This is a genomic window from Tianxiuia mixotrophica, assembly GCF_050596425.1.
Taxonomy (GTDB): domain Bacteria; phylum Bacillota; class Clostridia; order Peptostreptococcales; family Acidaminobacteraceae.
On the sequence record NZ_CP192292.1, the window covers coordinates 3,951,421 to 3,963,452 of the forward strand.

Below are 12,032 nucleotides of genomic sequence, written 5' to 3' on the forward strand. Positions count from 1 at the left end.
CCCAACATATCCAGATCCCCTCGAGCTTGAATATTCGACTTCTAAATTCATTAAATACCCAGTGATATTTTATGCTGATTTTCGAATTTATTTTCACAATATTCAAACTACATTGCTAATTATATCATTTTCGTCATACTGAGTGTCATTGATAGACACCCTTTCATGAGTTTGTGGTTAGTCGACAAAGGAAAAGATAAACTTTTGTTTATAAGTTCAGTAATTTTGTTATTATCATCTCTTGACTTTTTTCGACATTATTCGAATATTCAGATACTTTTCAGTATTCGAATCTTTTATTTGTATGATTTCATTCTTTCCTTTCCATTTGTGATAATAGTCCCTAGAAGGATATGTCTTTTTTCGTTTAATCATTGGGTATAATATGAGATAATATACATTGGAATCTATCTTCGGGGGCAATTATGGACAAACAAAACATTCAAATCACAATTCCAATATTTAAGCAGTTTTTAAGACTGCTTCGACTATACGCCAAGGCTGTTTTCAACACCTTTGATAAGAATCTTAGTCCAGGTGTGACTATGATTCATATGCGTGTTGAGAATGATCAGCTAGAACTTGACATTCAACCGGCAGACTCTATCATTGCACCAGCAATAACAGAGTTTGTTTATACTGTGGAATCACAGCTTATTAAGGCCTTAAACAGTAGCAATGAAGACATCTTGGAAAGAATTGATGCCGACCTTGCGTCCACAGTTATAAATGCGCCAGAATATGATCATAGAATATTTTTTGTCACTGACCTAGTGGAACTCAGTGGCTGGTTCACAATTGCATTTGTGGATATACGCCGTGATATATTCAACACCTATTACAGGCTTTCCAGCAAGAATCCAGCAGCACCGCGATCACTGCTCAGCGCTGTAAGCACAGAGTTTGCCAGTGATATTAACAAGTTTTTACACCAATTTGGCCGTGAGGATTATTCCAAATCCCTAGATTTTCAGGCTACCATTCAAAGGGGCAGTAAGAAACTCCTGAAAATTTTGGGATACTCAGGCCTTTGGGACACCACTTATGACAAACTCAATAAAATTTCTTCCCTTAATTATGAAGGCAAGGCCATTCGTGGACGTATTCTATTCACACGAAAAGAAATCCTTAACCAAAAGGGCGGTCATCCTAATCTGGACATATTAATGACCTTCGCTTCAAGAACGCCTCTTTCAAACTATAGGCATGTCAGGAAACTCCTCGAGCTTTCAAAGGGAAATGTTTGCTTGATTTCTGACTCTGAAACCATATATGGTCTTGGTCGTAAAAGGGGGAATTATCAACTGGACAGGGAAGATCTTTTTGAGGTCGAGTTTACCAACTATTATACTTGGGAACTTTCCCACGATATTCAAAAGCTTATGCGAGTTTCCCATGAACACATTTCTCTACCAAAGGCCAAAGTCATGTATGATGTCTTCTTTTACAATCTCAAACAGGTTTTTAAAGACCTAGACAACGCCAAAATCAGGAGTTTATACCTTCTTGTCATGGAAGCCATTAAGTATAATACAGGCACACTTCTAGTCTTTAGCACAAATGCTTCTTCAGAGGCAAGACGTCTTAAGAACCAATGTTTCCAGGTGGAACCCATTGGCATGACCAATGATGTCATCCGGTCAGTTATAAACATTGATGGTGCAATACTTATGGATCTCGATGGGGTTTGCCACGGCATAGGAGCCATACTGGATGGTATGGCCACACCACGAGGCGATGCGGCTAGAGGGGCGCGTTATAATTCTGCTATACGATATGTTGAAACAATTAGTAAAAGTGATGATTTCAGTGATTGTGTGGCTGTGGTTATTTCAGACGATGGCTTTATTGATATTATTAGTAAATATACAATTTAAAATCCGTAAAAAAAAGCCTTAACTTGATCGAGTCCATCAAGTTAAGGCTTTTCTAGTTTTAGACTTGTATAGTCACTATATCTTATCCTTATCATTGGTCAAATGTTAAAGTCAACTCGTCGAGAATCCATTCAAATCGGTCCAGCATTTGAGCCACTGCCAATTGACCGGATTTCCCATATCCTAGACTTTCAAGCTGTTGACCGGCAGTCTTTGAACCACCTTGTCTTAAAAGGTCATTATATTTGTCTTGGAATCCAGGTTCTGAAATCAGCCTGCTTGCATTAACCAGTCCCGTGGTGTAACCGATGGCATAATTCTGTACGTAAAAGCCCCAGTATAAATGGGGTATCTCTGCCCAAACCAAGGCATCCGCCTCACCTGCTTCATAGGACGGTCCATAGTATTCTTGAGTCAGCTCTATATACACATCACTTAAATACTGGGCGTCCAAATTAATGCCTTTTTTAGCATCTTCATGAATTCTCATTTGGAACTCAGCTGCTAAAAGTTGATCATATATGGTTTCTTCAATGGACTGGGCATACTCAATCAATACAGCTTCACGTTCTTGAGCATCAAAGGTCTCATCATTTGATAAAATCCACTCAAACATAAGAGCCTCATTTGTCGTGGCTGCCATTTCAGCAATTAAGATGGAGGCATCATAGTCTCCATAATTTTGCGTAGACCTAGACAATTCATGGTGGACCGCATGTCCCATTTCATGGCCTATGGTCAGCATGTCCTCAAAATCGCCATAATAGTTGACTAGGAGATATGGTCGTGTTTCATATGTTCCCCACGTATAGGCACCATCAATTTTATTGTCTCTCGGTTGCGTGTCAATATGAAAAGAGGCGAGAATGTCATCATATATGCTTCTATACTCTTTGCCTAAAGGACCTAGTCCCTTTCTCAAAACATCAGTGGCAGATCTATACTTCATTTCACCGTTTAGCTCATATTTCTCATCAACAAAAGACAAATACATGTCATATCTATGAAGCCTCTCATTTTTTTCAAGACCTCTAAGGTCTTTTTCTAGCCCCTTCCAGCGGTGCAGAAGGACCAAGCCTTTTTTCACTTCAGCCACATACGTCTCAAAGTCTTCTTTTTCAAGACCATCTGACTTAAGGGCCTGTTCGAGAGGACCTTCATAATCTGAAAGTTTGGCCATATAGTTATTGTAAAGCACTTCACCTTCTAGGGCAGAAGCCAATATTTCTGAACCTATACGTATTTTTTCATAAAGTGCCAAGTAATTTTCTTTTCTCTTCTCACCATTTTCACTCCACAAGTCATAATAGTAAGGGTCTTCTTCTTCAAAATCTGTCTGATAGTGAAAGGCATCATAAATTTCTTCTGGCACCTCCCCCATTCTCAGACTCCCTGAAACCAAGGCTTCATAATCTGCATCAAAGCCATAATCATAGTACTCGATCCAGTAGTCCAGATCATTTTTATATGATGAAAATTCGGGATCATTTGCCCAAGACTCCAGGTCTTGTTTTTTTATATCTGTTGCCTTTTCATCAACGAAAGACAGTCTTTCGTTGACTGATGATGCCTTACTTGAATAAAGAGCCACCATATCAGCGGCCGCATCATCGTCTGTGTTCGTATCACTGCGTAGACCGGCATAGATTTCTAGCTTATCCATAAGCTTATAGATGTTTTCACGTAATCTAAGGGCTCTACGAAAGGCCTCCTTAGACTCTCCCATGGTTTCCTTTTGGTTTTCCAGGTCATTCACTAAGGTTTCCAGACGCTCCATACCATCATGCCATTTGTCATCTGAATTGAATAGGTCTGTCAAATCCATTCGCAAATCTGGAGAATACTCAGCAAAAGCTTCTTTATCCGTACTCGTATCGCCTTCTAAATAATAACCTATGGCCATAAGACTTACAAAAGCTAGCATAAGAACTATGAGAAAGCCTGCACACCCTTTTCGAAAACGCTTTGATTTTTTTGGTTCAATCAGTTCGTCTTCAAAGGGGGAATCTATCATTTGTCTCACTTTTGTTTGGCTCTCTTCTACTTGTCCCTCATTGAAGAAATCCTTCTGATCTTTCATGCTTGCCTCCATCCATAAGATTTATATTTTGCCAAAGACGCATCATTGCTCTAAAAATTTGAAAGTCAAACGCTTAGTATACCCCAATGACATGGATTTTATTTACCCAAGTCTCTCGCTTACAAAATGTACGCCATCTCAGCCAAATTTTACTATGGCGAAATGACGTACACAAAATTTTCGTCTAAATCTTGAACATTTGAATCTCTTTATCAAGGGTTTCACTTAATCCATTCAACTGTTCAACATAGGCCGCAATCTCTTGAACTGTAGCCGACTGCTGTTGTGCTGCTGCCGAAACTTGTTCAGAAGATGCTGCTGACTCTTCAATTATAGCAGAAATTGACTCGACTGCGCTAGATGACTGTGAAGCACTCACTTCAATTTGATTGAATACAACACCTAGTTCTTCACACTGCTCTGAAGTTTCTGTAGATTGATGGACAACCTGTTCCAAGGATTTCTTGCTGTTTTCCATAACCTGTACGGTTCTTTCCACTTCATTCACATTGGACTCTATATTGCCTGTCACATCTTTAACTTCATTTTGGATGCCCTGAATAATTTCTGTGATGCTTTTGGCCGCTTGACCCGTTTCTTCAGCGAGAACACGAACTTCTCCAGCAACAACAGCAAAGCCTCTGCCATGTTCCCCTGCTCTTGCCGCTTCAATGTTGGCGTTTAGGGCAAGAAGGTTTGTTTGGTCTGATATTGAAGCAATGGTCGTAATGATATCCCCAATTGATGCGGACTGCTTTTGTAGATTCTCAACCGACTTTGACACCTTGATCATATCTTCAGATAGGTTTTCGATCAGATGAACCGCTTCTTCTATTGTCCGCTGGCCTTCAAGAGCCACTTCCTTAGATGCCACGGCATTTTTTGTTGTAATTTCAAGCTGTTCTCCCCCCTGCTTTGTCTGGTGGGATGTGTCCGTCATCAGACGAATGATTTCCTCAGCATGGTCTGCAAGGTCAGAGGCCCCTTTTGCAATATCATTAATGGCACCAGCCACTTGTGTTGATGATTCGCCTGTCTTTTGCGTCATATCATCAAGACGGTCACCTGCAACTGAAATTGATTCAGAGGCTTCCTGAATGTGACCGATCAGACCACGTAAACTTTCTGTGGTTTTACTTAGACTTCTTGAAAGGCTTCCAATCTCTGTCTTATCATTTGTTTGAAGGGTCACAGTTAAATCCCCTTCAGCAATTAGGGACAAACCCTTCTCCATTTTACCAATTGGCTTTGTCACAGACTTGACAGTCACATTGGCGAAAACGACACAGACAAGAACGGTTACCGCAACAGCTATGATCATAGTTGTCACCATGTGGTGCTGACTGTCCATTGATGAAGTGTACTCAGATGCTGCAGCATTTTTATTTTCTTCGATGAGAGAATCACAAATCACCATAACGCCTTGCATAGCCGATTCAATACTTCCGTATTTCACAAGAAGTTGGTCTCTTGTATAGCCACTGTTTAGATTATCAAGATAATCATTTACCTTTGCACTCAAACTATTTTGACGTTCTGTCAGCATTTCAAGATATTTGGATTCTGCTTCTGTTAAATCCATTTTTGAGAATGCATCCAGTGTCGTGTCTATGTATTCAATAGAAGGTGTTAAGTCGCCATCTATTATAGATGTTCGAACTGTTTGACTTTGGTTTGTCGCCAACTTGAACAAACTAATTTGAATCCGCAAATAGCTTTCTCTTGCCTTTGCTAGACTTTGTATATTACTCAGATTTGTTTCATAAATGGTTTCCATACTGCTGTTGACAAATTTCAGACTATTAACACCGTAAAACCCAACACCACCAATAAGGACTGCCACAATGACAGCAAACAACATTAACCTTGTGCGTATTTTCATTTACCCCACTCCTAACGAACCAATTCAAACCAAGGCATGCACAATAAAATGAAGTGACATGCATTTGAAAGTATGCAAGCGCCAAAATTAGAAAATAGAAATTAAAATCATACTGCGATATGCCATCCACAAGCAGCCACCCCACTGCATTAATAATATAAGTGGTACACCATATCGAAACTTGGATTTGCTTGTTTTATGCCTGAACACAAGCATGCCACAAAGCACCCCCATTGTGCCACCAATAAGAGATAGACCAATAAAAGTGGACTCGCTAACTCTCCAGAGTCCCTTTTTAGCCCTATATTTATCTGCGGCCATTAATACAAAAGAAACGAAATTGATTATTGCGAAAATACTTAAAACTGTAAAGCTTGTCATAATTATCACCAGTTATTATTATATCTTTCATGGGACCTTTTTGAATTTACAATGTCTTAACATAATTTATAATCTGTATTGGCTCGTTCGGCAGGGCAGTACAGAAGGCATCTTATTTCATAAATTTCACATGTTTTAAGGACATCTTTTGAAATAAAGGCCTCAATATAAAAGGGGTCTTTTCCTATATGCCTATAAAGACATTGAGAAAAAGACTCCCTCAGTATATCACCGATACCCTATATATAGTATACGATTACGCTTCAAAACCTGCACATCTTGATTTAGACTTTCCCTTTCAAAATACGGTCCGCTATTCGAACAGCTTCACGGGCATCTTTTCCATAAGCATGCGCCCCAATCTCAGCCACATAGTCTTCAGTCAAAACGGCTCCACCTGCCATGATTTGCACCTGTGGGTAATTTTCACGCAGGGCCTGAATAGACTGCGCCATCGACTCCACGGTTGTTGTCATAAGGGCTGAAAGCCCCACTAATTTCACATTGTGCTCTTCCACCGCTTTTAATATTTTATCGGTTGATACATTTTTTCCTAGGTCTATGACCTCGTAGCCAAAGTTTTCAAGCATGACTCCCACTATGTTCTTGCCAATATCATGAACATCTCCTTCTACTGTCGCAAGAACAACAGGCAGTTTCTCCTCCAGTTCAACAGCGGATTTTTCAATCTCAACCTTAACAACTTCAAAGGAAGCTTTGGCGGCTTCGGCAGAACTCAGTAACTGAGGCAAGTATATTTTACCTTTGTCATATTTGTCTCCCACACGCTCAAGGGCCGGAATAAGATGCTTGTCCACAACCGCCTGAGGGCTGTTTTCTTTTAAATAGGCTTTTGTGCACGCAACAGCTTCACTCCTAAAGCCCTTTTCAATAGCAGACTGCAGACTCAGTTCTGACTTAGCCCCCTTGGTGCTTACGGTTTCTGATTGCCCATAGACCTCCAAATACGACTGACCGGGTCTTTCGTTGTCTTCAAAAAAGGCAAACACATCAATGGCCTTTTTAATTTCTGGCTGGAGGGGGTCTGTGATCGGCGCATCAAGCCCCTTAGCAAATGCCATGCTTAAAAAAGCACCATTGACAATATCACGATTGGGAAGCCCATATGAAACGTTACTCGCTCCGAGGGTCGTTTTGAGACCAAGCTCATTTTTCACCCGATCCATGGCCTCCAGAGTGACCTTATAAGTCTCCCTGCCGCTGGCTGCTGACAGAGTTAAACAGTCTATTAGAAAACGACTGCCTGTAATATTGTATTTTTCCCCTTCATTCACAATTCGTTTAACGACTTCAATTCTATCGTCAACAGTCTCTGGAATACCGTCTCCGTCAAGGGCAAGCCCAATCAGCATGGCACCATATTTTTTTGCTACTGGAAAAATGGAATCCATGGAACTGGCTTTTCCATTCACTGAATTGATCACTGGAACGCCGGCGTAAATACGACAGGCTCTTTCAACAACCTCAGCCTTTGTGTTGTCAATTTGCAGTGGGGCTTCAAGCGTTCCGTTGAGTGTGACAATTAATTTTTCATAGATAGCACTTTCATCGACCCCACGCCCACTGACATTGACATCGATAATGTCACAGCCAGCTTCAACCTGATCAAAAGCCTCTTTTACAGCCACATCAATTCTGCCCTCCTGGAAGGATTTTTTTAGAACAGCCTTCCCGGCTGGATTGATTCTTTCTCCAATAATCACAGGGGCCTTATCAAAAGAAACCAACTTGGTAGAGGAGCAAACTGCAGCAAGACGCGTCTCCTTTAACCCGGGAGGTTTTGAATATTTAAGCCTCTCTTTAAGACCCTCTATATAAGCTGGTGTTGTGCCACAGCAGCCTCCAAGAATATGAGCGCCACTCTTTGCAAGGCCCTCCATCTGATCAACAAAGTCTTCAATTGAAAGGTCATACTGAACGCCCCCTTCCAAGTGCCTAGGCAGGCCTGCATTGGGCTGAACTAAAACTGGTACAGTTAAAATTGTTCCCATTTTTTCAACAAGGTCTTTCATTTTATTAGGGCCAGTGGAACAGTTTATTCCGACTGCATCAGCTCCATTTGATTCCAAAGTAAGTCCTACAACATCAGCTGGTGACCCACTGAGGGTTCTTCCATTTTCCTGAAAGGTCATGGTCACTACAACTGGAAGATCTGAATTTTCTTTGGCTGCTAGAAGGGCCACTTTGGCTTCTAGCAAATCTGACATGGTCTCGATAATGATAAGGTCTGCCCCTGCTTTTGCCCCTGCTATGACCTGTTCTTTAAAAACATCATAAGCCTCATCAAATGACATTTGTCCCATTGGTTCAAGGAGTTTACCTGTTGGACCAATATCTAGGGCCACATATTTATCATCCTTTGCCTCATTGACGATTTCAGCAGCAAGTTCAACAGCTTTTGTGACCACTTGTTCAACTGTATAGCTAGAGCCATCTAGTTTATACCGATTGGCTCCAAATGTGTTCGTGGTCATAAAATCTGCGCCAGCACTCGCATACGATTTATGTATATCTCGAATCACATCCGGATGGCTCATATTGAGCAGCGACGGATCGCCTTCGCTCTGTATGCCCTTTTGAATGAGTAGGCTCCCCATGGAGCCATCGAAAAATAGATGATTGGATTTTAGTTTATGAATGAAATTCACAGTGTCCTCCCCCTTGTCTTTTGCAGTTTTCCCTTCTTATGCAGGCATCGCACCTGGCGTATTTATCCTTAAAAGGCCTTGTATGAACGCCCAAAATCGCAGTGACAGATTTTTGCGGAATCATTAAGTAATTCTCAGTGAGTTCTATGCCAATGCGCCTATGGGCGTCTAAATAAGCAAGTAAATTCTTCTGAATTTCTAGGGATAAATCCCCATAGCCTGGGCTGAATCTTTTCGATAAATACTTATTTTCCATTCTAAGGATCTCTCGTAAGTTTTCTTCCCATTCATCCAGTTTGGCTTCTAAATAGTAAAGGCATACACAATCGAATAAGTAGGCACCGGCCATATCCGTAAGCTGTAAGACACTTAGACGCTGCTCAACCCGGGCCCCCAAGGTTGCCGCCATCAATATACACTCTGGTGCACCTTCTAGAAATCTACATAAACTCTGACTTTCAATGGGCATTTGTGCCACTTTCACCTTAGCCCCCATCTCATTATACTGACATGTTTGTGCTCTTGAAATGGGATTGAAGGTTGAGAGTCTTTCGACTTCTTGTATCATTTTTTCTATTTTAGAGGCCAGATCTAAATCCATATGCACTGCTTTGTCTCCTGTAATTTCCTTGATTATCTGACTCTTGAGTGCTTCATGATTCATGCACCTACCTCCAAATTCCCTTGCTTTACAAGCTTCCCCGCCACCAAGACTTAAATATAAAAAAAGCCTTATCCATTTTGGATAAGGCTCGTCTACCAATATAACTTATCCGTATTCGTAGGACCACCACGCGTATAGCAGGTTGGTACAGGATCATAGAGCGAATTCTCTCCCCTGTTCTCGATAAGATTCGATTCAATTTTGCATATGATACCATAATTTCTTATAAAAAGTCAATGCCATATATGAGTCTAAGTAAAAGTAAAAAGAGTCCAATAAGAATAAGAAAAAAATAAAATTTGGGAGGCGCCTTACGCTCATAGTCACGTCCGATGTGTATCTGATCCTGTGGTGACACTTTGTCTTTAAACCGAACAAATCCATCTGCTAAGTTATCTATTAAATAATTTTCGATGACATCAATGGAGATCTCTTTGTACTTCATCGGCACCCATATTGCATATTCATTTTCAGACTCTCTTACCTGTATAGGCAGGTCATTTTTATAAAACACGCTTTCAATTTCATAGGCGGTTTGACCTTCACTTATGGTCTTTACGCAGATCCACCTATACTCCTCAATAAGTCCCATATAATCACCTATCCAAATCAAATATTTTTCTAGATTGACTTGCTCTTACTATAATAATCATTCCAGCGCTTTGGCTGCTGGGGAATCCTTTAAAACAATCAAATACTGAAAATAGTCTGTTACTGCGCCTTCAAAATCCTTTTCAAAGATTATAGATGCTTCGTTAAATAGAGAGTCTTTTTCAATGAGGCTAATAAGTGTATAAGGTCTATTAATTGCCTTAAGAACCGTTTTGTTATCAAATTTAAACAGATCAAGTTTCTCCACTTCTGGGCGACCGGCAAGTTGAATCATGCGCTTACAGTCTTCATATGTGTAAAGCAGGCTGACAACCTTATTTTTTATCGAGTCTCTTTCATTTTGAATGGCACTTGCAAACCAATCGTAATCAAGATGGCTTGACTGCATAACAGCTGGATTTGAAAGCTGTCCATAATACATGGCATTTGGTGCATTATCGTAGACCCTCAAGAAGTTTGCAACCATACGATCACTGCGCACATGATTAAACAAGTCTGGTTTATCTGAGTCCATTTCTTCATAGACAAGTTCTAAATTCACAAGAATGTTCAGGATGTCACCATAGTCATTTCCGAATGTTTCCATGGCTAAGTCTGGATCATTTCTAAAATCTTTTAGCAGGCTTAAAAAACTCACCTGTAAATAATCTGCCTGTATGAAACCTTTTTCTTTGGCTTCAATGAGTTCACTTGCAAGCGGAAAGGCGTCTGAAGCATGTTTCCCTATAAGACTTGTTAAGTGGTTGAGGCTAAGTTCAGGTGCATATTCAAGATCTACACCCACTATACGAACAGTTTGGCCTCGACTTTTAAGCATTAACTTGAGCTGTCTAAAGAAGGAACGGTTTTCTTCTGTGGCATAGGGCTTGCCCTTTAAGGCATCAAACACCTCGTCCAGCTTATCTTCACCAGTTTCCTTCATATACCCATTTAAAATTTCACCGGCTGAAAAAGGCAGTTCCACCACAAGATAATCTATTTCACGCATGCCGTTGAAGGCCTCAAAAAAATATTTTTGAAGGTCTGCATTGCCACTAACACCTGGAACCTCTCCTGATAAAACTATGTTTTGAGACCTTATTTGACGCTCGAACATTGCTGTAATGTCATCTGTATGACTTAAGTCTATCGGCTCACAAAGTTCTGCAAGATACTTGGTTTCTTTATCCATCCGATAAGATCTTGAATCCCCTCTTAAAGTGTCACACCCCGTTAGAAGGACAATGACCATCATAATCATTATGAGTGGCTTACGCATAACACACCCCTATTCCATAGCTTCATTGAGTATGACCATATGCACATGGTCTTCCCAAACACCGTTGATTTTCAAGTACTTTTTGCTGATGCCTTCATATTCGAAACCTGCTTTTTCAACAGTTCTAATTGATCTTGTATTTCTTGGTATTATGTTGGCTTCTATTCTATGCAAACTCAACTTTTCAAAGGCAATCGCCACCATTTTGACAATAGCTTCTGTCATATAGCCCTTATTGATTTCTTCTTTGTCTAATCTGTACCCTATAAAAGCTGACTGAAAGACCCCCCTTATAATATTAGATAGGGCTACGCTGCCAATGATTCTACCTTGATCTTCTTTTTTTAGGATCCAAAACCGAAGTGTGTGGCCTGCTTTAAGGCCCTGCAGGTCATCCACTATCAGTTTCTCCATGTTTTCCATCGTATAAAAAGATGGTCCTCTCACAACTTCCCAAGGCTGTAAAAACTCTGCGTTTCTTAAAAAGTAATCTAAGAGAATCCCGGCGTCACTTTCATTGAGACATTTTAAAATGAGTCTTTCCGTTTCAAATTGTATTTCCATTGAATGCTCCTAGCCCATATATGTATTTCGACTGCAAAAGGTGTT

The 12,032-nt window shown here is 40.5% G+C and carries 9 protein-coding genes and 1 riboswitch; of the genes, 1 reads left to right on the top strand and 8 read right to left on the bottom strand.

Annotated features, from left to right (window positions below):
- Positions 1–425 precede the first annotated feature (425 nt).
- Positions 426–1,877 (top strand): hypothetical protein, encoded by a 1,452-nt coding sequence (locus tag ACQ4KW_RS17595; protein ID WP_430883744.1) that lies wholly within the window; start codon positions 426–428, stop codon positions 1,875–1,877.
- A 91-nt stretch (positions 1,878–1,968) separates the two neighbouring features.
- On the opposite strand, the gene ACQ4KW_RS17600 is transcribed toward ACQ4KW_RS17595, so the two are convergent.
- From ACQ4KW_RS17600 to ACQ4KW_RS17635, 8 genes are all read right to left on the bottom strand, one after another.
- On the bottom strand, positions 1,969–3,957 hold the full coding sequence (locus ACQ4KW_RS17600) for a M3 family metallopeptidase (protein ID WP_430883745.1): 1,989 nt from the start codon (positions 3,955–3,957) through the stop codon (positions 1,969–1,971).
- A 184-nt stretch (positions 3,958–4,141) separates the two neighbouring features.
- On the bottom strand, positions 4,142–5,839 hold the full coding sequence (locus ACQ4KW_RS17605) for a methyl-accepting chemotaxis protein (RefSeq protein ID WP_430883746.1): 1,698 nt from the start codon (positions 5,837–5,839) through the stop codon (positions 4,142–4,144).
- Positions 5,840–5,926: 87 nt separating this feature from the next.
- Positions 5,927–6,220, bottom strand: a complete 294-nt coding sequence (locus ACQ4KW_RS17610; protein WP_430883747.1) for a DUF1294 domain-containing protein — start codon at positions 6,218–6,220, stop codon at positions 5,927–5,929.
- A gap of 284 nt (positions 6,221–6,504) precedes the next feature.
- Complete coding sequence (locus ACQ4KW_RS17615; RefSeq protein ID WP_430883748.1) at positions 6,505–8,889, bottom strand: homocysteine S-methyltransferase family protein; 2,385 nt, start codon at positions 8,887–8,889, stop codon at positions 6,505–6,507.
- Positions 8,873–9,553, bottom strand: coding sequence for a vitamin B12 dependent-methionine synthase activation domain-containing protein (locus ACQ4KW_RS17620; protein ID WP_430883749.1), 681 nt, complete (start codon positions 9,551–9,553; stop codon positions 8,873–8,875). The genes ACQ4KW_RS17615 and ACQ4KW_RS17620 overlap by 17 nt, the downstream gene beginning before the upstream one ends.
- Positions 9,554–9,655: 102 nt before the next feature.
- Positions 9,656–9,743, bottom strand: a riboswitch (SAM riboswitch).
- Between the two features lie 33 nt (positions 9,744–9,776).
- The gene (locus ACQ4KW_RS17625) at positions 9,777–10,145 is read right to left on the bottom strand and encodes a hypothetical protein (RefSeq protein ID WP_430883750.1); all 369 of its coding nucleotides are present in this window, start codon (positions 10,143–10,145) and stop codon (positions 9,777–9,779) included.
- A 57-nt stretch (positions 10,146–10,202) separates the two neighbouring features.
- On the bottom strand, positions 10,203–11,423 hold the full coding sequence (locus tag ACQ4KW_RS17630; RefSeq protein WP_430883751.1) for a hypothetical protein: 1,221 nt from the start codon (positions 11,421–11,423) through the stop codon (positions 10,203–10,205).
- Between the two features lie 9 nt (positions 11,424–11,432).
- The gene (locus ACQ4KW_RS17635; RefSeq protein ID WP_430883752.1) at positions 11,433–11,987 is read right to left on the bottom strand and encodes a GNAT family N-acetyltransferase; all 555 of its coding nucleotides are present in this window, start codon (positions 11,985–11,987) and stop codon (positions 11,433–11,435) included.
- Positions 11,988–12,032 lie beyond the last annotated feature (45 nt).

What these genes read in the sequence shown, in the direction of transcription:
- ACQ4KW_RS17595 (WP_430883744.1), top strand. Translation starts at nt 426, where the DNA reads ATGGACAAACAAAACATTCAAATCACAATTCCAATATTTAAGCAGTTT.
- ACQ4KW_RS17600 (WP_430883745.1), bottom strand. Translation starts at nt 3,957, where the DNA reads ATGAAAGATCAGAAGGATTTCTTCAATGAGGGACAAGTAGAAGAGAGC.
- ACQ4KW_RS17610 (WP_430883747.1), bottom strand. Translation starts at nt 6,220, where the DNA reads ATGACAAGCTTTACAGTTTTAAGTATTTTCGCAATAATCAATTTCGTT.
- ACQ4KW_RS17605 (WP_430883746.1), bottom strand. Translation starts at nt 5,839, where the DNA reads ATGAAAATACGCACAAGGTTAATGTTGTTTGCTGTCATTGTGGCAGTC.
- ACQ4KW_RS17620 (WP_430883749.1), bottom strand. Translation starts at nt 9,553, where the DNA reads ATGAATCATGAAGCACTCAAGAGTCAGATAATCAAGGAAATTACAGGA.
- ACQ4KW_RS17630 (WP_430883751.1), bottom strand. Translation starts at nt 11,423, where the DNA reads ATGCGTAAGCCACTCATAATGATTATGATGGTCATTGTCCTTCTAACG.
- ACQ4KW_RS17635 (WP_430883752.1), bottom strand. Translation starts at nt 11,987, where the DNA reads ATGGAAATACAATTTGAAACGGAAAGACTCATTTTAAAATGTCTCAAT.
- ACQ4KW_RS17625 (WP_430883750.1), bottom strand. Translation starts at nt 10,145, where the DNA reads ATGGGACTTATTGAGGAGTATAGGTGGATCTGCGTAAAGACCATAAGT.